This is a genomic window from Comamonas sp. 4034 (assembly GCF_050434545.1).
GTDB lineage: Bacteria > Pseudomonadota > Gammaproteobacteria > Burkholderiales > Burkholderiaceae_C > Comamonas > Comamonas odontotermitis.
This window is the reverse complement of record NZ_JBNDIT010000007.1, coordinates 114,548-134,645: the sequence shown is the minus strand read 5'-3', so window position 1 is coordinate 134,645 and position 20,098 is coordinate 114,548. Positions and strand designations below refer to the sequence as shown.

The 20,098-nt window shown below is 61.4% G+C and carries 16 protein-coding genes; 7 read left to right on the top strand and 9 right to left on the bottom strand.

Going from position 1 to position 20,098, the window contains the following annotated elements:
- Positions 1-109 precede the first annotated feature (109 nt).
- From ABIE32_RS09830 to ABIE32_RS09810, 5 genes are all read right to left on the bottom strand, one after another.
- Positions 110-847 carry an amino acid ABC transporter ATP-binding protein gene (locus tag ABIE32_RS09830; protein WP_184704033.1) on the bottom strand — a complete coding sequence of 246 codons (738 nt, stop codon included), beginning with the start codon at positions 845-847 and terminating at the stop codon, positions 110-112.
- A 24-nt stretch (positions 848-871) separates the two neighbouring features.
- Entirely contained in the window at positions 872-1,543 is a 672-nt protein-coding gene (locus ABIE32_RS09825) for an amino acid ABC transporter permease (RefSeq protein ID WP_224150414.1), read from the bottom strand.
- Position 1,544: 1 nt separating this feature from the next.
- Positions 1,545-2,300, bottom strand: a complete 756-nt coding sequence (locus tag ABIE32_RS09820; protein ID WP_224150415.1) for an amino acid ABC transporter permease — start codon at positions 2,298-2,300, stop codon at positions 1,545-1,547.
- A gap of 124 nt (positions 2,301-2,424) precedes the next feature.
- Positions 2,425-3,324 carry a transporter substrate-binding domain-containing protein gene (locus tag ABIE32_RS09815; RefSeq protein ID WP_224152804.1) on the bottom strand — a complete coding sequence of 300 codons (900 nt, stop codon included), beginning with the start codon at positions 3,322-3,324 and terminating at the stop codon, positions 2,425-2,427.
- Between the two features lie 293 nt (positions 3,325-3,617).
- On the bottom strand, positions 3,618-4,556 hold the full coding sequence (locus tag ABIE32_RS09810) for a LysR substrate-binding domain-containing protein (protein WP_395023926.1): 939 nt from the start codon (positions 4,554-4,556) through the stop codon (positions 3,618-3,620).
- A 306-nt stretch (positions 4,557-4,862) separates the two neighbouring features.
- Here ABIE32_RS09810 and ABIE32_RS09805 point away from each other — a divergent pair, with 306 nt between their 5' ends.
- From ABIE32_RS09805 to ABIE32_RS09795, 3 genes are all read left to right on the top strand, one after another.
- Positions 4,863-5,456 (top strand): TRAP transporter small permease, encoded by a 594-nt coding sequence (locus ABIE32_RS09805; protein WP_429015603.1) that lies wholly within the window; start codon positions 4,863-4,865, stop codon positions 5,454-5,456.
- Positions 5,453-6,751 carry a TRAP transporter large permease gene (locus ABIE32_RS09800; RefSeq protein WP_224150418.1) on the top strand — a complete coding sequence of 433 codons (1,299 nt, stop codon included), beginning with the start codon at positions 5,453-5,455 and terminating at the stop codon, positions 6,749-6,751. Before ABIE32_RS09805 ends, ABIE32_RS09800 begins: the two co-directional genes overlap by 4 nt.
- 75 nt (positions 6,752-6,826) lie before the next feature.
- Positions 6,827-7,864, top strand: coding sequence for a DctP family TRAP transporter solute-binding subunit (locus ABIE32_RS09795; RefSeq protein ID WP_224150419.1), 1,038 nt, complete (start codon positions 6,827-6,829; stop codon positions 7,862-7,864).
- 119 nt (positions 7,865-7,983) lie between these two features.
- Here ABIE32_RS09795 and ABIE32_RS09790 read toward each other — a convergent pair whose 3' ends face one another.
- The gene (locus tag ABIE32_RS09790) at positions 7,984-8,805 is read right to left on the bottom strand and encodes an aldolase/citrate lyase family protein (protein ID WP_429015600.1); all 822 of its coding nucleotides are present in this window, start codon (positions 8,803-8,805) and stop codon (positions 7,984-7,986) included.
- 204 nt (positions 8,806-9,009) lie between these two features.
- On the bottom strand, positions 9,010-9,990 hold the full coding sequence (locus ABIE32_RS09785) for a Bug family tripartite tricarboxylate transporter substrate binding protein (RefSeq protein WP_224150421.1): 981 nt from the start codon (positions 9,988-9,990) through the stop codon (positions 9,010-9,012).
- Between the two features lie 227 nt (positions 9,991-10,217).
- On the opposite strand from ABIE32_RS09785, the gene ABIE32_RS09780 reads away from it, so the two are divergent.
- The 4 genes from ABIE32_RS09780 to ABIE32_RS09765 all read left to right on the top strand — a co-directional run bounded on the left by ABIE32_RS09780 (position 10,218) and on the right by ABIE32_RS09765 (position 16,930).
- A complete protein-coding gene (locus ABIE32_RS09780) occupies positions 10,218-11,000 on the top strand; it encodes an alanyl-tRNA editing protein (RefSeq protein WP_429015598.1) in 783 nt (260 codons plus the stop codon).
- Positions 11,001-11,301: 301 nt separating this feature from the next.
- Positions 11,302-11,601 carry a hypothetical protein gene (locus ABIE32_RS09775; protein ID WP_184704050.1) on the top strand — a complete coding sequence of 100 codons (300 nt, stop codon included), beginning with the start codon at positions 11,302-11,304 and terminating at the stop codon, positions 11,599-11,601.
- A gap of 331 nt (positions 11,602-11,932) precedes the next feature.
- The gene (locus ABIE32_RS09770) at positions 11,933-14,200 is read left to right on the top strand and encodes a protein-disulfide reductase DsbD family protein (RefSeq protein WP_429015595.1); all 2,268 of its coding nucleotides are present in this window, start codon (positions 11,933-11,935) and stop codon (positions 14,198-14,200) included.
- A gap of 297 nt (positions 14,201-14,497) precedes the next feature.
- The gene (locus ABIE32_RS09765) at positions 14,498-16,930 is read left to right on the top strand and encodes an ESPR-type extended signal peptide-containing protein (protein WP_429015593.1); all 2,433 of its coding nucleotides are present in this window, start codon (positions 14,498-14,500) and stop codon (positions 16,928-16,930) included.
- Positions 16,931-17,110: 180 nt separating this feature from the next.
- Here ABIE32_RS09765 and ABIE32_RS09760 read toward each other — a convergent pair whose 3' ends face one another.
- The gene (locus ABIE32_RS09760; protein WP_429015590.1) at positions 17,111-19,066 is read right to left on the bottom strand and encodes a family 2A encapsulin nanocompartment cargo protein cysteine desulfurase; all 1,956 of its coding nucleotides are present in this window, start codon (positions 19,064-19,066) and stop codon (positions 17,111-17,113) included.
- Positions 19,067-19,081: 15 nt separating this feature from the next.
- Entirely contained in the window at positions 19,082-20,014 is a 933-nt protein-coding gene (locus ABIE32_RS09755; protein ID WP_184704056.1) for a family 2A encapsulin nanocompartment shell protein, read from the bottom strand.
- Positions 20,015-20,098: the final 84 nt, after the last annotated feature.

Genomic DNA, 20,098 nt, shown 5'->3' with positions numbered 1-20,098 from the left:
GCAAAAAAAAAGCTGCCAGCGCACTCCTGTTGTGGGTTTTATGATGATTCTCATCCAAAACCCAAACAAGACAAGCGCTGGCAGCTCTTGTTTTTGAAGCAGTACCGAATCAGTGCTGCAGGATCTTGCTCAGGAAGTCCTTGGTACGAGGCTGACGGGCATCGGGGTTGCCGAAGAACTCGTCCTTGCTGCAGTCTTCGAGGATCTTGCCGCCCACGTCCATGAAGATCACGCGGCTGGCCACCTTCTTGGCAAAGCCCATTTCGTGCGTCACGCACATCATGGTCATGCCTTCATGGGCAAGGCCGATCATCACGTCCAGCACCTCGCCAACCATTTCAGGGTCCAGCGCGGAAGTGGGTTCGTCAAACAGCATCACGGTCGGGTCCATCGACAGCGCACGTGCAATGGCCACACGCTGCTGCTGACCGCCGGAGAGCTGGCCTGGGAACTTGTCCTTGTGCGCCATCAGGCCCACGCGGTCCAGCATCTTCAGGCCTCGGGTCTTGGCTTCGTCCGCACTGCGGCCCAGCACCTTCATCTGTGCGATGGTCAGGTTCTCCGTCACCGACAGGTGGGGGAAGAGCTCGAAGTGCTGGAACACCATGCCCACGGTACTGCGCAGCTTGGGCAGATCGGTCTTGGGATCGTGCACTGCGGTGCCGTTGACCCAGATTTCACCCTTCTGCACCGGCTCCAGTGCATTGATTGTCTTGATCAGCGTGGACTTGCCGGAACCCGAAGGGCCACACACCACCACCACTTCACCCTTGCTGATGCTGGTGGAGCAGTCGTTGAGCACCTGGAAGCTGCCATACCACTTGGAGACATTCTTCATTTCAATCATTTGGATATCCTTTGTATTGCAGCATCAACGGATGATGGCGATCTTTTTGTGCAGACGCTTCACAAACCACGACAGCGTAAAGCAGATGATGAAGTACAGGACGGCAGCCGCCAGATAGGCCTCGACCGGACGGCCGAAATTCTTGCCTGCCACTTCAAAGCCCTTGAGCATGTCGTAGGCGCCGATGGCGTACACCAGCGAAGTGTCCTGGAACAGAATGATGGTCTGCGTCAGCAGCACGGGCAGCATGTTGCGGAAGGCCTGCGGCAGCACCACCAGACGCATGTTCTGGCCGTAAGTCATTCCCAGCGCCTGGCCGGCATACACCTGACCGCGCGGAATCGACTGGATACCGGCGCGCATGATCTCCGAGAAATACGCCGCCTCAAACGCCACGAAGGTGATGATGGCCGACATTTCAGCGCCAATCGGCTTGCCGATCAACAAAGGCACCAGCAGGAAGAACCACAGGATCACCATCACCAGCGGAATGGAGCGCATGCCGTTGACGTAGATCGTCGCTGGCACCGTAAGCAGCTTGTTGCCCGACAGGCGCATCAGCGCCAGCAAGGTACCAAAGAAGATGCCACCCAGGGTCGCGATGATGGTCAGCATCACGCTGAAACCCAGACCCTTGATGATGAAGTTCTGGATCAGGTCCCAGTTGTAGAAGGAAAAGTCAAGATTCAGATTCATCTCAGTGGCCTCCCGATCCGCCGGCAGTAATGAAGCCTGGAATGCGGCTCTTCTTTTCAATGAAAGCCATGATGCGATTGATCACAAAGGCCGAGATCATGTAGAGGCCCGTCACTGCCAGGTAGACCTCGATACCGCGCGAGGTTTCTTCCTGTGCCTGCATGGCGAACAGGGTCAGCTCTGCCACCGACACGGCAAACGCCACGGACGAATTCTTGAAAATGTTCATCGCCTCGCTGGTGAGCGGCGGAATGATGATGCGGTAAGCCATGGGCAGCAGCACATAGCGGTAGTACTGGAACGTGGTGAAGCCCAGCGCCATACCTGCATAACGCTGGCCACGCGGCAGCGCCTGGATACCAGCGCGCAACTGCTCGGCGATACGGGCAGAGGTGAAAAAACCCAGCGCCAGCACCACCAGCAGGAACCCGGGTACCTGCTTCAATACGGGGAAGATGGCCGGCACCACGTGGTACCACAGGAAAATCTGTACCAGCAGCGGCACATTGCGGAACAGCTCCACCCATGCATTGCCAAAACGCACCGTCCATGGCCGGTCTGGCAAGGTACGCAATGTACCGATGATCGAGCCGACGATCAAAGCGATCACCAGCGCACACAAAGACACGGAGACCGTCCATCCCCATGCAGACATCAACCAGTCCAGATACGTGATATCGCCGTTCTTGCCGAAACAGCCTTGCACGACCTGGCGCTCGATGGTGTCTTCACAAAATACTTGCCAATCCCAATTCATAGGGCCACCTCTTTTTTTGTCGTTGTAGCAATGTTTGGCACCGGCACGCAACTATCAATTACCAGTACCAACAAAAACGCCCCTCCAAACCGCTGGTTGGAAGGGCGGTACCCGTGAGGTGTGCTTACTTGACTTCGTAGGCTTCCATCGGCTTGTCGTTAGGATGCTCCCAGGCCTCCTTGGTCGCAGCCGACAGTGGCAGACCCACCTTCACGTTGTTCGGTGGGATGGGTTGCATGAACCACTTGTCGTACAGCTTGGCCAGCGAGCCATCCTTGATCTGGCGCACGATGGAGTCATCCACGGCCTTCTTGAAGGCGGCGTCGTCCTTGCGCATCATGCAGGCAATAGGCTCGACCGACAGCACTTCACCAACGATCTTGAAATCGGCAGGAACCTTGGACTTGGAGATGTTGGCAGCCAGGATGGAGCCGTCCATGATGAAGGCGTCAGCACGGCCCGATTCCAGCATCAGGAAGCTGTCGGCGTGGTCCTTGCCCATGACTTCCTTGAAGGTCAGGCCATCGGCGCGCTTGTTCTTGCGCAGGGTTTGCACCGAGGTGGTGCCCGTGGTGGTCACAATGGTCTTGCCATTGAGGTCCTTGATGCCGGTGATGCCCGAGTTGGCTTTCACGGCAATGCGGATTTCTTCCACATAGGTGGTGAACGCAAAGGCTGCGTCCTTCTGGCGGGCCTGGTTGTTGGTGGTGGAGCCGCACTCCAGATCCACGGTACCGTTCTGCACCAGAGGCACGCGGTTCTGCGAAGTCAGCGGCTGGTACTTGACTTCCAGCTTGGCCAGACCCAGCTGCTTTTGCAGGTCATCGGCAATGCGCTCCGACATCTCGGTATGGAAGCCCACGTACTTGCCGTTGCCCAGCGTATAGCCCAGGCCCGACGATTCACGCACGCCCAGGGTAATACTGCCGGAAGACTTGATCTTCGCCAGGGTATCACCCGCTTGCGCAAACGCGCTACCTGCAGCAACCGCTGCCACCGCAAAAGCCAGCAAATGTTTCTTCATCATCAGACCTCCAGAAAAATCAGTTTGGTTGTAGTCACGCTGTCAAAAACCATCAAGACACCAATGCGACAACCCGCGCGCTCGATTGTGCACCGGTCAGGCTAATGTGATGCGATCATGCTGACACATCTTCAGCAATTTAAATCCCATCATCATTGCCCATAGCATTTTCCAAAGAAAACCCTAAGCTCCGGCCTGCAAAAAATAAGCAATCCGTAAGCATTGCACAAAATGGTTGCGGGCCGTATTAGAAATTACCCTGCAAATCAGAAAAATAAATAGCGCTATCCATATCAGGAGTGGCGTGCAGGATTGCGCGACGACAGGTAGTCCCACAGGGCCTGCGCACTGCTTTTGACGGAGTCCTTGGACTGCGGCTTTTCCCGATAGACGCGAACATCCATCTCCACCTCCCATTGCGCGGAACTGGGATGGTCGGCGCGGACCAGTTTCTTGGCCTTGAGCTCCTTTCGGACTGCACTTTGCGGCAGGAAGGCAATGCCATGACCTTCCATCGCCATCGCTTTCAGGCCTTCGGCCATATCGGTTTCGTACACGCGATCCAGATAGGCGGGCTCTGGCGCCTGTTTCAGTGCCAGATCGGTCACACGGCTCAAGTAGGCGCCAGGCGCGTAGCCCAGAAAGGGCAGGGGCACCTCCGAGGTGCCGGGCAGTGGAAACAGCGGCAGGCCGTCAAGCCCCGGCTTGCAGTACGGCGCCATGGCCTCGCGGCCCAGGCTCACCATTTCGTAGCGCTGCGGGTCGAGCTGGATGGGCTGGGATTCATGGTGGTAGGCAATCAGCAGGTCGCAACCGCCTTCGACGAGGCGCACCACCGCATCGTGCACGTTGAGCGCCATCAGGCGGCTCTTGAACAGGCCGAAATCATTGCGCAGGCTCGACACCCAGGCCGGAAAGAAAGTGAATGCCAAGGTGTGCGGCACGGCAAAGTCGATGATGTCCTTGCCGGAGGAGGCATGCACCCGCAGCATGGAGCGCGTGCTCTGCACCGCCTGCAGGATTTCAATGGCCTGGTTGTACAAGGTCTTGCCTGCGGGCGTCAGCCGGGTCGGGTAGGAGCTTCGATCCACCAGATCTGCCCCGGCCCAGGATTCCAGTGCCTGGATGCGCCGTGAGAATGCCGGCTGCGTGACATGGCGCAACTGCGCCGACCGGCTGAAACTGCGCGTTTCCGCCAGACTCACAAAATCTTCAAGCCACTTGGTTTCCATGCGCGCATTATCCACACGCTTCGCACCGGCCCAACCAATGCAGCGCAATTTGCGGCGAAGCCATTGGTCACTACGGCGACGTGTACCTTGCTTTCCGTGCATATGCGCAACGTTTGCGGGAAATTCATGGCATTTTGCCCTCCGCAACCGCGCCATAATCAGCGGCAACTGGTCTACCCACCAGGCAAATTTTGCTGGTTCAGCAACCCATCTACCCGATTGCGATGGTCCGCCCACAAGGCGGCTTGTGTTTCATGCCTCTGCGTTTTGTCTGGCTCTGCCGAGCCTTTTTGGACCCCGGTTGTTATGACCCCACCTTCCTCCACCCGTCCGGGCGGCGCCGCCGCGCCTGACACGTCCCCTCTCGCTCCCGCCACACCACCACCCGCCAAAGGCCTGTGGCTGGAGGACTGGCTCACGGTGCTGATCATGGCGCTCCTGGCGCTGATCACCTTTGCCAATGTCATCGTGCGCTATTTCACCGACGGCTCCTTCGCCTGGACCGAGGAAATCTCCGTCTTCCTGATGATTCTGCTGGCCATGGTGGCTGGCTCCGCTGCCGTGGCGCGTGACCTGCACATCCGCATCGAGTACTTTGCCGACCGTGGCAACGCCCGCCGCCGCAAAGCCTTTGCCCGCTTTGGTGCACTGATGGTGGCCCTGCTGTTTGCTCTGATCTGCGTGCTCAGCATCCGCGTGGTCTACGACGACTACCGCTTTGAAGAAACCTCCCCTGGCATTGGCGTGCCGCAATGGTGGTACTCCGTCTGGCTACCGATTTTTTCGGCGCTGATCACGATCCGCGCGCTGGGCCTGTTCGCGCGCCAGGGCAAGGCCAGCTTTGAAGCACCGGCAGACGATACCGGCGACGGCACGGTCACCACCAAGGAGCTTGCATGATTGCCACGCTCCTGTTCATAGGCTTTATCGCACTGATGCTGATCGGCGTACCCATTGGCGCCGCGCTGGGGTTGGCCGGAGCCGTGGCCATTGCACTGGCCAACGCCGATGCGCAATGGTTCGGCCTGCTGGCCGTGCCGCAGAACTTCTATGCAGGCCTGGGCAAATACCCGCTGCTGGCCATTCCGATGTTCGTGCTGGTGGGCTCCATTTTCGACCGCTCCGGCGTTGCGCTACGGCTGGTCAATTTTGCAATTGCCATCGTGGGGCGTGGTCCGGGCATGCTGCCGCTGGTAGCGATTGCCGTGGCCATGTTTCTCGGTGGCATTTCGGGCTCGGGCCCTGCCAATGCTGCAGCCGTTGGCGGTGTGATGATCGCTGCGATGAGCCGCGCGGGCTACCCTGGCAGCTTTTCGGCCAGCGTGGTGGGTGCGGCTGCGGCCACGGACATTCTGATTCCGCCTTCGGTGGCATTCATCATCTACTCGGTGCTGGTGCCCGGCGCCTCGGTGCCCGCGCTGTTTGCGGCAGGCATGATTCCGGGCGTGCTGGCCGGGCTGGCGCTGATCATTCCGGCGGTATGGATGTCGCGCAAGCACAAGATGGGCGCACTGGAGTCGAGCCTGCCACGCCCACCGTTCTGGAAGAGCCTGCGCGAGGCCGCCTGGGGCCTTGCAGCACCGGTATTGATTCTGGGCGGCATGCGCATGGGCTGGTTCACCCCGACCGAAGCGGCCGTGGTCGCCGTTTTCTATGGCTTGTTTGTCGGCATGGTGATCCACCGCACCATCAGCCTGCGTGACCTGTTCCCCATCCTGCGCGAAGCGGGCGAGCTGTCGGCCGTCATCCTGATCGTGGTGTCACTCGCCGGCATCTTTGCCTTCTCGCTCTCGACGCTGGGCGTGATCGACCCGATCACCACGGCCATCGTCAACTCGGGACTGGGCGAATGGGGTGTGATGGCGCTCCTGATCCTGATGCTGATCACCGTCGGCATGTTCCTCGACGGCATCTCGATCTTCCTGATCTTTGTGCCGCTGCTCATGCCCATCATGCAGCACTACCACTGGGATCCGGTGTGGTTCGGCGTGATTCTGACCTTGAAGGTGGCGCTGGGGCAGTTCACGCCGCCGCTGGCCGTCAACCTGATGGTCAGTTGCCGCATCGCTGGTGTGCGCATGGAGTCGACCGTGCGCTGGGTCGGCTGGATGCTGTTTGCCATGTTCTGCGTGATGGTGCTGGTCATTGCCTTCCCGCAGCTCGCCCTGTGGCTGCCTGCCAAGCTGGGTTATTGATAAAAACATGCAAAAGCGCTTACCCAGCAAGCGCTGATTGCTCACTTTTTAGTATTTCAACAAGGAGACTGTCTGATGAAAACCCGCCAATTCCTCGCCTCCACGCTGGCCGCAGCTGCCGCGCTCTGCCTTGCCGCTCCTGCCGTGCATGCACAGGGCAATTACAAGAGCGAATACCGCATGTCGCTGGTGCTGGGCACCGCCTTTCCCTGGGGCAAGGGCGGCGAGATCTGGGCCAACAAGGTGCGCGAACGCACCCAGGGCCGCATCAACATCAAGCTCTACCCCGGCGTGTCGCTGATCCAGGGCGACCAGACGCGTGAGTTCTCCGCGCTGCGCCAGGGCGTGATCGACATGGCGGTGGGATCCACGCTGAACTGGTCGCCGCAGATCAAGGAGTTGAATCTGTTCGCCCTGCCCTTTCTGATGCCCGACTATGCCGCCGCCGATGCGCTGACGCAGGGCGAGCCCGGCAAGCGCCTGTTTGCCCGCCTGGAGAAAGCTGGCGTGGTGCCACTGGCCTGGGGCGAGAACGGCTACCGCGAAATCTCCAACTCCAAGCACGCCATCAAGACGCCTGCCGACCTGAAGGGCCTCAAGATTCGTGTCGTCGGCTCGCCCCTCTTTGTGGACACCTTCACCGCGCTGGGTGCCAACCCCACGCAGATGAGCTGGGCCGATGCCCAGCCTGCCATGGCCAGCGGCGCCGTGGATGGCCAGGAGAACCCCGTGGCCGTGTACCAGGCTGCCAAGCTGTACACCGTGGGCCAGAAGCACATGACGTTGTGGGGCTACATCAACGATCCGCTGATCTTCGTCGTCAACAAGGACATCTGGAACAGCTGGTCCAAGGCTGACCAGGACATCGTGCGCCAGGCCGCCATCGAGGCGGGCAAGGAAGAGATCGCCATTGCCCGCAAGGGAATGATCGAAGCCGACAAGCCACTGGTCAAGGAACTGGCCGCCAACGGTGTGACCGTGACCCAGCTGAGCCCCGCCGAGCGCGACGCCTTTGTGAAGGCCACCCGCCCCGTGTATGACAAGTGGAAACAGCAAGTGGGCGCCGATCTGGTCGACGTGGCAGAAAAGGCCATTGCTGCGCGCAAGCAATAAAAGCTGGCCCCGCCGCACAGGCGCGGGCTGTGCAATCAGTACAGAAAGCGCAAGAAGAACAAAGCCACCGGTTTCGCAGGTGGCTTTTTTTCATGCGCGCAAGAGCGCGAACGGAGCAATCAATACGTGTTCTTCACGGCGCCGTCCGTGCCACGGTAGCTCGCCACCAATTGCCGGGCTGCCGCATGCAGCAGCATGGTATCGGCGCCCACCGCCACGAACTGTGCGCCTGCGGCGAGCCATTTGTCGCCCTGCGCCTTGTTGGTGGACAGAATGCCGGGCGCCTTGCCCGCCTTGCGGATGCGCGCAATCGCGTCGGCAATCATCGCCTGCACCTCCGGGTGGCCGGGGTTGCCCACATGGCCCATCGATGCAGACAGGTCGGCCGGGCCGATGAACACGCCATCCACCCCGGGCGTGGCGGCAATCGCGTCCAGGTTCTTCATGGCCTCCACGGTTTCAGCCTGTACCAGCAGGCACACCTGGGCATTGGCCTCGTGCAGGTAGTTGGGATAGGCCTGCCAGCGCGACGAGCGCGCGAGCGCACTGCCCATGCCGCGAATGCCTTGCGGCGGGTAGCGCATGGCCTGGGCGAGGTGTGCGGCCTGCTCGGCGGTATCGACCATTGGCACCAGAATGGTCTGCGCACCAATGTCCAGATACTGCTTGATGAGCACCGCATCGCCCGTGGGCACGCGCACCACCGGGTGCGGCGCGGGTACGCCTGGCGGCAGTGCCTGCGTTGCACTGGCTACCGCCTGCAGTTGCGCCAGCGTGCTGCGCAGGTCATTGGGCGCGTGCTCGCCATCAATCAGCAGCCAGTCAAAGCCGGTACCGGCGCTGATCTCGGCCGCGTAGCTGTCGGCCAGCGCCAGCCACAGGCCCAGCTTGACTTCGCCCGCCGCCATGGCTTGCTTGAAGGAATTGATCGGGGTTTGCATGCGTGTTCTCCAGATAGGCAGGCGCCCGTACACAACGCGGGGCCTTGAACAGGTATTTGGTGCGATTATGGGCTGGAGCGGCGCGCCAGCCCGTCCCGCGCGGAACTTCCCCAAAACAAAACGCACCCGGACAGGGTGCGTTCGCGTGGTGGTATCGACTCTCTTTTTTATAGCGACTTGCGCTAGCCAGTCAAGCGCCAGCGCTTATTCGATCTTGAAACCCGTGTCCTTCACCACCTTTTTCCAGCGCTCGGATTCGGCCTGGATCTGCTGGGCAAACTCTTCGGGCGTCGTCTTGACGGGGATGTAGTCGTACTGCTTGAGCTTGGCCAGCACATCGGGCATCTGCATGACCTTGTCGATGTTCTGCGACAGGGCAGCAATGACTTCCTTGGGCGTGCCCTTGGGGGCCAGCAGGCCCGCCCAGGAGCTGAATTCCATGTCCTTGATGCCCAGCTCGTTGAACGTGGGCACATCAGGGAAGGACGCAGCGCGCTGCGGCAGGATCACGCCCAACGCCTTGACCTTGCCGGATTTGATCATCTCGACCGCTGCGAACGAGTCGAACGAGAAATCCACCTCGCCTGCCACCACGGCCTGCATCTGGGGACTCGTGCCCTTGTACTGCGCATTGATGAGGTGCGGCGCCTTGATCACGTGCTTGAACTGCTCGGTGATCAGGTTGATCATCGCGCTGCCCGACGAGATGGTGAGCGGCTTGTCCTTGTTCTGCGCCAGCGCGATCAACTCCTGCATCGAATTGACCGGCAGATCCTTGCGTGCAATCACCACAAAACCCACCGTGCACACCTTGGCCACGGGGGCAAAACTGGCGGCGGCCTCGTAGTTGGCCTTGTAGATGACCGGGCTGAGCGTTTGCGCACCTGCCGTGTTGAACAGCAAGGTGTAGCCATCGGCCTGCGCACGCGCCACCTCGCCGGTGCCGATCATGCCGTTGGCACCGCCCTTGTTGTCGATGACGAAGGATGCCTTCATCAGCTCGCCCATCTTCTGCATCACCAACCGCGCCACCACGTCGGTGGTGCCGCCTGCCGCAAAGGGAACGATCACCCGCACGGGTTTGCTCGGGTAGGCCGCTTGCGCGTGTGCCCATTGCGGCAGGCCCGCAGTGGCAGCGGCACCAGCCAGGGTGGTCAGAAAATGGCGGCGTTGGATGTCGCTCATGGTTTTGTCTCCTATTGCTCGAATGGTGGTTATGGGCCGACTCTGGGCTGATTGTGGGCGGCGCCACCTGCGCTGTCTAATATCAATCGCCAATGCTGTGATTCGCATTCGCTATAGGCCACCGTATGCCAGCCACCTGTGCCGCCATGCTTGCACAGGCGACAAGCCAGGTGCGCCAAACCCACTAGCATGGCTGTCTCCAACGTGTCTTTGCTCCCCTGCCAGAAATGAATTCCGTACCCTCTCCACTCGCCTTGCTACCTGCCACCGAAGAACTGTTCCGCGCCGACAGCTACCTGCAAAACTGTGAAGCCACCGTGCTGGCCGTGACCGATACCGGCATCGTGCTCGATCGCACCGTGTTCTACCCGTTGGGGGGCGGCCAGGCTGGCGACGCGGGGGTATTGCGCTGTGCAGATGGCCGCAGCATTGCCATTGCCGACACCCGCAAGGCCAAGGCGGAAGACGGCCAGCCCCTGCCCTTGGTGCTGCATGTGCCTGCGCAGGAAGACCATGGACTGCAAGCTGGCGACCAGGTCACCGCTGCCATTGATTGGCAGCGCCGCCACCGGCTGATGCGCCTGCATACGGCGTCGCACGTGCTCTGCCACCTGGTGCCTCACCTGGTCAATGGCTGCTCCATCACGCCCGAGCAAGCGCGCATCGACTTTGTGACCAATGAAGCCATCGACAAGGATGCCGTCACCGCAGGCCTGGCCGCCATCGTTGCCCAGGCGCTGCCGGTGCAGATATCCTCCATCACCGACGCCGAACTGGATGCCAACCCCGCCCTTGTCAAAAGCATGAGCGTTCAACCGCCCCGGGGCAGCGGCCGGGTGCGCACCGTTCGCATTGGAGGGGACGGCACAGGGGATATGCCCGCCGTGGATTTTCAGCCCTGCGGCGGCACGCACCTGGTCAACACGACGGAGATCGGCGCCATCGCCATCAGCAAGACCGAGAAGAAAGGCGCCAACAGCCGACGCGTGATCCTGGCATTTGCGCCGTAGCGTACAAACAACGGGCGTTTTCAGCTATCGTTTTTACAGCGCCTCAACACAAAGAAATTTTGCCCAGGATAAAACCCATGACCAAGGGTAAATACCAGGGTTAGCTGTCACATATTTGTAAAAGTTCCAAGCTTATTGGATTCAAAAACGAAACAATGCGTCTGCAATTTGGTGATTTATCTGCATTCATACCAAAACTAAACTTCATTCCATCGTTAAACAAAACGCTGTCGCGCAAAGACGCACAGCGAGCGATACGGCAGGCCATGTGACCTGCCGCGAACTTTGAAAGGAATGAAAAATGAACGCACGTATTCTCGCTATCGCCGCTACCCTGGCCCTGGGTGCCACCGTTGCCAACGCCAACCCTTTTGAAGGCGACCAAGCCATTGCAGCCCGCGCCACCGCCACCAGCGCCGTGAGCCGTGCCGATGTGCAAGCCCAGCTGGCCGATGCCCAGAAGAACCACACCATGGTGGTGCAAGGCGACAAAGTGGCCGTGAACGCCTACGAAATGGGCAAGGGCCAGCTCAGCCGCGCTGAAGTGACCCAGGCCGCTCACCAGGCCATGGTCAACGGCTCGATCGTTGAAGGCGAATAATCGTTTCTGACCGCTGGCAGCCCACGACCCTGCCAGCCACCAACCGGGCGGCGCACACACTCCCCGCCCGGTTTTTCTTTGCCAGACCAACAAGCCAACGGGCTGCTGTTTTCAGGAACAGCAGCCTTTTCCTTTGGAGCGTTGCATGGCACCCCGCTTGCATCGACTCCCAGCCGGGGAACCAAACCCGGTGACTGCAGCTCCGACAGGGAGTGACTAATATGGTCAGCGCGCGGGCCGAACGAGCTTGCGCACGGAACACATCAGGCTGGACATCGGCACACCACGCGCCTCGCGGATGGGCCGGCATTGGAGCGATTTGGGGTTTTACATGGCATATGACGGCAAGCGCCTGCCTTTGCGGGCGCTGTTTTTTACTCTTCTTTTCATAGCTACCAGCGCTCTGTGGACGGGCGCCAACGCCCAAATCAAGCTCAATATTGGTGGCAACGGCAATGCCCCAGCCATGGATACCCCGGCAACCGGCGGCACGGGCAGCCATGTCGTCACCACGCCCAGGGTGCGCGCCGAACTGGTGGCCAATGCGCCTGATGGCATCGTTCCGGGCAAAGCCATTGAACTGGGCCTGCTGATCGAACACCAGCCGCAATGGCATACCTACTGGAAGAACCCTGGCGACTCCGGTCTGCCGACTCAGCTGGAGTGGCAGCTCCCCCCCGGCTGGGATGCCGCCGACATCGCCTGGCCAACGCCCCACCCGATCCGCATTGGCAATCTGGTGAACTACGGCTATGAAGGCAAGGTGCTGCTCCCCGTCAAAGTGCAGATTCCCACCACGTTCGCCGCAGACAGCACCAGCGCCACGGTGCAGCTCAAGGCGAGCTGGCTGGTATGCCGGGTGGAATGCATTCCTGAGGAAGGCAGCTTCAGTCTGACCATTCCGGCCAAGAGCAGCACCGGCATGTATGCCGCCGAATTTGCGACCGCCCATGCCCAGGAGCCCATTGCGCTGCAAGGTGAGAGCAGTGCCACCGTGGAGGGCAGCAAGCTGCAACTGCGCGTCTCCGGCTTGCCCGCTCCGCTGCAGAACCAATTGCTGCAGGTGTTGCCCGAAACCGCCAACACCCTGCACCATGCGATGGAAGCCGGCAAGGACTTCACCCAGCAGTGGGACGGCCCCGTCTGGACTGCCACCGTACCGCTGTCGGACGCGCGTGGCGACACCCCCGCTGAACTGCCCCTGGTGCTGACCACCGCCGAACGCACCGCAATGGGCAGCACCGTTGCCTGGCGCACCGTCGCCCCCATCAGCGGCCAATGGCAAGCCGCTGCCGTGGCCCAGGTATCGCCCGAGCTGGCTGCCGCATTGGCCAAAAATGCCGAGCAGCAAGGCGCTGCCCCAGCGGCACCGCCAGCAGCGTCGGGCAGCCTGTGGCTGGCTTTGCTGGGCGGCCTGATCGGCGGCCTCATTCTGAACCTGATGCCCTGCGTGTTTCCGATCCTGGCGATCAAGGTGCTGGGCTTCGCTGGCCACGGCAACCAGTTGCGCGAGCAACGCATGGCAGGCCTGGCCTACACAGCAGGCGTGGTGCTGTCCTTTCTGGCGCTGGGAGGCCTCTTGCTGGCCCTGCGTGCAGCCGGGCAGCAGTTGGGCTGGGGCTTTCAGTTGCAGTCGCCCCTGGTAGTGGCACTGCTGGCAACCCTGTTTACCGTGATCGGCCTCAATCTGGCGGGCCTGTTCGAGTTTGGCCATTTTGTGCCCAGCAGCCTGGCAGGCAAGCAGGCCAGCAGTCCGCTCACCAATGCATTTCTGAGCGGTGTGCTGGCCGTGGCCATCGCCTCTCCGTGTACCGCTCCATTCATGGGCGCCTCCATGGGGCTTGCCATCAGCATGCCGGCAGGGCAAGCGCTGCTGATTTTTGCCGCACTGGGTATCGGCATGGCCCTGCCTTACCTGCTGGCCAGCTGGGTGCCAGCCGTGGTGCGCTGGCTGCCACGCCCAGGGGCATGGATGGACACCTTCCGCCGCGCCATGGCCTTCCCGATGTTTGCTACGGTGGTCTGGCTGGTATGGGTGCTGGGCCAGCAAAGCGGTATCGATGGCGCCGCCACCCTGCTGGCCTTGCTGGTACTGCTGGCCGCGCTGATCTGGGCACTGACGCTGCAGGGCCGCACGCGCTGGGTGCTTTCTATTCTTTTGATAGCTGGAGGCGCTTATCTGATAAGCGCTACAGGCAAAAATCTCTCCAACCCAGAACCCCAGATCGCCAGTGCAGCCCAGCCCAATGCACGCTGGCATCCGTGGTCGGCGGCGCTGGTGGCAGAGACTAACGCCGCAGGTCGCCCTGTGTTCGTGGACTTCACCGCCGCCTGGTGCGTGACCTGCCAGTACAACAAGCGCACCACGCTCAGCAATCCCGAGGTGCTGCAGGCCTTTGACGGCAAGCAGGTCACCCTGCTGCGGGCCGACTGGACCCGCCAGGACCCCGCCATTACAGCAGCCCTCAACCAGCTGGGCCGCAGCGGCGTGCCGGTTTATGTGCTCTACGCACCGGGCAAGGCCCCGGTGGTGCTGAGCGAAGTGCTGAGCGTGCAGGAAGTGGTGGATGCGGTGCAGGCGCTGCCATCACGAGGCTGAGCCATCCGCCTGCTGACGACACAGAATATCGAAGCTCAGGAACGGCCGACACTCCCCTTCGTCAGGCCGGGCCGAAAGGGCCGCTGTCTGGGTACTCACATCTTTGTCATTCGCCTCCCTCAAGCAAGTGATCCACTTTTACGGAAAGTTCTCTCCATTTATCAATTCAATAATCAAATAATTTGTCATTGATTAATAAATTTCATATGCTTCTTGCAAAGAGCTTCGCGCAAAGGTGAATTTCAATATTCGTTAGCAATCCGACGCCGAAGCATCCATTTCCGAAAAGGGGCGCATATGAATAAGGTCTATACCAACAAGTGGAATGCGGCGCTGGGTGCCTGGGTGGCGTGTTCGGAGGCCACACGGCGGATCGGAAAAACCACTGTGGTTGCCGTAGTGCTGGCTGCAGCGGCCTCCAACTCGGTCTGGGCAGTCACCTGCACGCCTGATGCAAATGGCTCCTATCTTGCAGGATGGACAGGGGCACCGTTGCCAACGAATTGCAACGAAGTGCCCGCAACGACCAGCTCGCCCACGGCATTAGGTTCTGCGGCCAGTTGGTATGTTCTGACGCGAAGCGCCCTGACAGCACCCAACGATGTCGTCACGATCGGAGCGACGAATATTTCCTATACCGGTGCCAATGGTTTTTCCGCAATCGGCAACCAGTTCCTCACCCACGGCAGCATCAATTTCACCGATGTGACGGCCAACCTGGCCAACAGCGGCAGCGGTGGCGGCATCGGTGGTATTGGCACCCACTCTACGGTGGCCATGAATGGCAGCAACTTCAACCTGACCTCCAACAGCAACTACACCGGTGGCAACTCCAGCGGCGGGGTAGCGTCCTATGCCGTGCTGGCAGGCTCCTCCGTGGACGCAGGCGAGCCTGCCAGCAACAACGGCAAGTACTCCACCATCACGCTTGACAACGCAACCATCAACCAGACCACGGCAGGCGGCGTAGGTCCTTTCTCCCAGCCCATTTTGAACAGCGGCCTGCGCGCCATTCAGGGCGCAGGTTCGTCCAATGGAGGCAGCGCAGGCAAGATCGAAATCAAGAACACCCTGAACATGACGCTGACGGGTGGACGCATCGAGGGCATTTACGTTTCGGGCGCAGGCACCGACACCAGTGGCAACGAAGCCATCTCGCAAGTCATCCTGGGCAATGCCACCATCAAGATGGTAAAAACCGGTACCCAAACCACTGACAGCAGCGCTATCAAGGTTGGCAAATCCCGGGCCGTGGGCACAGGCAAGGGACTGCTTGTCTCCAACGGCGCCTTGAGCATTGACATGGACCCGGCCTGGCAATCAGGCACAGGCCCACTGTTCTTTCCCTACCAGCCGTACATGAGCCCGGCCATCAAAATGGCCGTCAGCGGCTCACAATTGCTTGCCAATGGCGCCAACAGTTCCGCCAGCATCAACGCCAGCCGCTCTGCCCTGGCGATCGGGATTGACGACTGGGGTAGCAACGTGGATTCGCAAGGCATCCAGGCTCTCTTTGGCAGGGCCACCGTCAAGACCCAATCCACTACTGCCCCACTGCTGATGGCTGACAGCGGCCAGCAAGGCGTGCAGATGCTGTTTGACAATGCCTCTGATCTGACGGCAGCGAGCAATGGCTACTTGATCGACATCATTAAATACCGCAGTTCCACGACCCCCAGTTCCGTGGCGCTGACGCTGGACCACGGCAGTATTGCCAAGGGCCTGACCAACCAGTCCTATGCAACATCGACACTGAATGTGGCGGTGAACAATGCATCCACCTGGAGCCTGGTGGAAAAAAGCAACGGCGACAAGACATCCACCTACACTACATTCGGCATGACGGCAGGGTCGACACTCAACGCCTTCAAGGCGGGAGCGGCAGCGTTCGTGATGAACGGGCCGGTGAGCTCGGACGCCTCCACCGTCAACCTGGTGGACGGCGCGCCTGACGATGTACTGACCGTGCAGCCAAGCTACGCCGGCAGCAATGGTGCCACGCTGGCGGTGGATACCTGCCTCGCAGGCAGCGGTGCGGCGTCGGATGTTCTCCGGGTCGCGGGCGACACCAGCGGCACCACCGTGCTGAAGGTGACGCCATTCATTGATGCAGCCTGCCCCGGCGCAGACACCACAACCACCGGCGATGGCAACGGCATTCTCGTCGCGCAGGTAACAGGCAACTCCAACGCCGTTTTCTCGCTGGAAGGCGGAGTCGTCACCCAGGGCAACTACGTCTACAGCCTGGTGAAAGTGGGCAACGACTGGTATCTGCAATCGCAGCTTGGCACTGGCACCATCACCGTCGCCAAGCAGGTGAATGTTCCTGCCGGCGTGCCCGCCTTCAGCGGCGCCATTCCATTCACGCTGACCTGCTCCACACCTGCTTTCACGCAGGCGGGCAGCATTGCCGTCGCCAGCAACCAGGGCAGCGCGGCCCCCATCACTGTCGCAGCTGGCAGCACCTGCTCGGTGGAAGAAGGCGCGTTGCCGACTCCTCCAGCGGGCTACCGCTGGGGCCCGGCCAACCTGCCTGCGGCCAGCACGCCCATGGTCTCTGCGAGCACGCAAACCTTAACCATCATCAATACCTTGGTGAAAGACACGGTACAACCTCGCACGCCCGCGCCCGTGCCCACCAACGCGCCGCTGGCCTTGGGTGGGCTGAGCGCCTTGATCGGCATGGCGGCATTGCTGCGCCAGCGGCGCAGCCGCAAGCACACCAGCTGATGCGGTATTGCCGCTGAAGGCCGCGCGATGCGCGTTTCTACAGGGGCAGGCAGCTTGAAGAAGGGAGCGTAGCAACGCTCCCTTCTTTGTTTTGCGCCTTTGCGCACTTGCCTGCCTGCAAATCCGCCAATGCGTTGACAAGCGTCATGCAGCGGCAATGCGCGCCCGGCCTTACACCGTTCAACGCCTCTGGCCTGCCAGCCGCCGCACCACCGCCACCAATTGATCGATCTCGTCAAAGGTGTTGTAGAAAGCAACCGAAGGCCGTACCGCAGTCTCCACGCCAAAGCGCCGCAGAATGGGCTGGGCGCAATGGTGGCCTGTGCGCACGGCAATGCCCTCGTCGTTCAGCGCCTTGCCGACTTCTTCCGTGGTGTAACCGGCCAGGGTGAAAGACAGCACGCTCGCCTTGCCCGGCACGGTGCCGATGAGACGCAGGCCGGGGATGGCAGCCAGCTGCTGCATGCCGTAATCAACCAGCGCATGCTCGTACTGGCTGATGGCATGGATGCCGATGCGCTCCACGTACTCCAGCGCCGCGCCCAGGCCCACGGCATCGGCAATGTTGCCGGTGCCCGCCTCGAAGGTATTGGGCAGTGGCTGGAACACGGTTTTCTCAAAGGTCACATCCGCAATCATGTTGCCGCCGCCCTGCCAGGGCGGCATGGCTTCAAGCACTTCGCGCCGCCCCCACAGCACGCCGATGCCGGTGGGCGCGAAGATCTTGTGGCCGGAGAAGACGAAGAAGTCCGCGCCAATGTCCTGTACATCGACCGGCGTATGCGCAATCGACTGCGCGCCGTCCACCAAGGTGGCGATGCCGCGCTGGCGGGCGATCTGCACCACCTCCCTGACCGGCACCACCGTGCCCAGCACGTTGGAGACATGGCCAATGGCGACGATCCTGGTGCGGTCGTTCAGCAGCTTCTGGTATTCGTCCAGGCGGATCTGGCCCTGCTCGTCTACCGGAATCACGCGCAGCCGCGCACCCTTGGCCTGCGCCAGTTGCTGCCAGGGCACGATGTTGGCATGGTGCTCCAGGTGGCTGACGATGATTTCGTCGCCTTCGCCCACATTCTGCCCGCCCCAGGCCTTGGCCACCAGGTTGATCGCCTCGGTGGTGCCACGCACAAAGATCACCTCGCGCGCGTCAGGCGCATGGATGAAACGGCGCACCACTTCGCGCGCATGCTCGTAGGCATCCGTGGCGCGGGCGGCCAGCGTGTGGGCCGCGCGGTGGATGTTGGAGTTTTCGTGTTCGTAGAAATGCCGGATGCGCTCGATCACCTGGCGCGGCTTGTGCGTGGTGGCGGCATTGTCCAGCCAGACCAGCTGCTGTCCATTCACGCGCTCGGCCAGAATCGGGAAGTCCCGCCGTACCGCGTTGATATCAAAAGGCGGGTGGCGGTCTGCCTGCGACTGCGGGGTTCTGCCCTGCTCGCCGTGTGGATGGGGCTTGGCCGGTGTGACAAAGCCGCTCGGCAGCTGAACTGCGTGGGCAAAGTAGTACTGCGGTGCGCCAGAAGAAGCCGGTGCTGCTGCCGCCGCACTTGCGCCGCGCGGCCCGCGCAGATCAATGCCATCTAAACCGGAGGCAGGTGCGCCAGCACGGGCCTGCTGGGCCAATGCCAGCAGGCCATCCTCTTGCACTGGTACCGCTGGCGATTGCTGTAAAAAATAATAGCTGCTCGCGCTTTCTGCATGCGCATGAGAATCGGTTTTGACATCGACTGGCACCGCCTGCGGCACGCCTTGCACACTGCTGCCCAGGCGCGGCTCGTAAGCGGGCAGATTGCTCAGCACGTTGTCGGGCACGCCGTTGCCGGCCTGCGCATGCGGCAGCAAGGCAGGCGCCCGGTGGGCGAGCGACAGCACGGGCGTTGGCGAAGCCGGCAGCAGGTTGGCACCCGGTGCCACGCCCTGCGGTATCGGTGTGCCCGGCACGCCCGGGCCCAGACCTGCAGGGCTCGCCAGGGGCGAACCCGGCGGCGCGATATTGACGGGCGCCTGTATGCCTGGCGGCACAGCGCCAGCACCCGGGCGCTCGCTGAACAAGGCGCTGGCCATCTGCGCCAGCACCTCAGGGGAAATGGGCGCGGTCGCCAGATCCGGCGCGCCCGTGACGGTGGAAACCATGGCAGCCCCCTTCGCTTATTTATAGGTATCGGGGTAGTCGTGGTACTTGTTGATTTCCACGTCATCCAGAACCGCCAGCGCATCGGGGGTGAGCACGGCCAGCGAGCAGTACAGTGAAATCAGATAGCTGGCGATGGCATGATTGTTGATGCCCATGAAGCGCACCGACAGCCCCGGCCCCTGCTCGCCCGGCAGGCCGGGCTGAAACAGCCCCACCACGCCCTGGCGCTTGTCGCCCACACGCAGCAGCAAGATCTTGCTCTTGCCATCGGCCACCGGCACCTTGTCCGAAGGGATCAGCGGCACACCGCGCCAGGTGATGAACTGGCTGCCGAACAGGCTGACGGTAGGCGGCGGCGTGCCGCGGCGCGTGGCCTCGCGGCCAAAGGCGGCAATGGTCAGCGGATGGGCCAGAAAGAACGCAGGCTCCTTCCACACCTTGGTCAGCAGCTCGTCCAGGTCATCGGGCGTGGGCGCTCCGGTCAAGGGGAAGATGCGCTGCTCGTCCGTCACCTGGGCCAGCAAGCCGTAGTCGGGGTTGTTGATCAGCTCGCTTTCCTGGTTTTCCTTGATCGTCTCGATGGTCAGGCGCAGCTGCTCCTTGATCTGGTCGTGCGGGCTGCTGTAGAGGTCGGACACGCGGGTGTGCACATCCAGCACGGTGCTGACGGCGTTCAGATAGAACTCGCGCGGTGCCTCTTCGTACTCGACAAAGGTGCGGGGCAGCTGGTTCTCGTGCTCCTTGGCGGTGCATGCCACCTTGATGGCTTCAGGGTTCTTGACCTGGTTGAGCCGGTAGATGCCCGCCTCCACCGGCACCCACTGCAGCAAGTGGGTGAGCCAGCGCGGGCTGATGGTTGCGAGTTGGGGAACTGTCTTGGTGGCATTGGCCAACTGGCGTGCTGCCACATCGCCCAAAGCGGTGGTACCGCCCACATTTGCTGTCATAAAGCACTCCGTTGTGATCGAAAGGAAGGTTGAGGGATGCCGAAATTGTTGGCGAGCGCCTTGCCGCGCTCAACCGGCTATAGC

Excerpts from the sequence above, each read along its gene's own strand:
- ABIE32_RS09795 (WP_224150419.1), top strand. The coding sequence starts at position 6,827 with ATGAAAACCCGCCAATTCCTCGCCTCCACGCTGGCCGCAGCTGCCGCG.
- ABIE32_RS09760 (WP_429015590.1), bottom strand. The coding sequence starts at position 19,066 with ATGGTTTCCACCGTCACGGGCGCGCCGGATCTGGCGACCGCGCCCATT.
- ABIE32_RS09820 (WP_224150415.1), bottom strand. The coding sequence starts at position 2,300 with ATGAATTGGGATTGGCAAGTATTTTGTGAAGACACCATCGAGCGCCAG.
- ABIE32_RS09790 (WP_429015600.1), bottom strand. The coding sequence starts at position 8,805 with ATGCAAACCCCGATCAATTCCTTCAAGCAAGCCATGGCGGCGGGCGAA.
- ABIE32_RS09785 (WP_224150421.1), bottom strand. The coding sequence starts at position 9,990 with ATGAGCGACATCCAACGCCGCCATTTTCTGACCACCCTGGCTGGTGCC.
- ABIE32_RS09805 (WP_429015603.1), top strand. The coding sequence starts at position 4,863 with ATGACCCCACCTTCCTCCACCCGTCCGGGCGGCGCCGCCGCGCCTGAC.
- ABIE32_RS09780 (WP_429015598.1), top strand. The coding sequence starts at position 10,218 with ATGAATTCCGTACCCTCTCCACTCGCCTTGCTACCTGCCACCGAAGAA.
- ABIE32_RS09765 (WP_429015593.1), top strand. The coding sequence starts at position 14,498 with ATGAATAAGGTCTATACCAACAAGTGGAATGCGGCGCTGGGTGCCTGG.
- ABIE32_RS09775 (WP_184704050.1), top strand. The coding sequence starts at position 11,302 with ATGAACGCACGTATTCTCGCTATCGCCGCTACCCTGGCCCTGGGTGCC.
- ABIE32_RS09825 (WP_224150414.1), bottom strand. The coding sequence starts at position 1,543 with ATGAATCTGAATCTTGACTTTTCCTTCTACAACTGGGACCTGATCCAG.
- ABIE32_RS09815 (WP_224152804.1), bottom strand. The coding sequence starts at position 3,324 with ATGAAGAAACATTTGCTGGCTTTTGCGGTGGCAGCGGTTGCTGCAGGT.
- ABIE32_RS09800 (WP_224150418.1), top strand. The coding sequence starts at position 5,453 with ATGATTGCCACGCTCCTGTTCATAGGCTTTATCGCACTGATGCTGATC.
- ABIE32_RS09770 (WP_429015595.1), top strand. The coding sequence starts at position 11,933 with ATGGCATATGACGGCAAGCGCCTGCCTTTGCGGGCGCTGTTTTTTACT.
- ABIE32_RS09755 (WP_184704056.1), bottom strand. The coding sequence starts at position 20,014 with ATGACAGCAAATGTGGGCGGTACCACCGCTTTGGGCGATGTGGCAGCA.
- ABIE32_RS09830 (WP_184704033.1), bottom strand. The coding sequence starts at position 847 with ATGATTGAAATGAAGAATGTCTCCAAGTGGTATGGCAGCTTCCAGGTG.
- ABIE32_RS09810 (WP_395023926.1), bottom strand. The coding sequence starts at position 4,556 with ATGGAAACCAAGTGGCTTGAAGATTTTGTGAGTCTGGCGGAAACGCGC.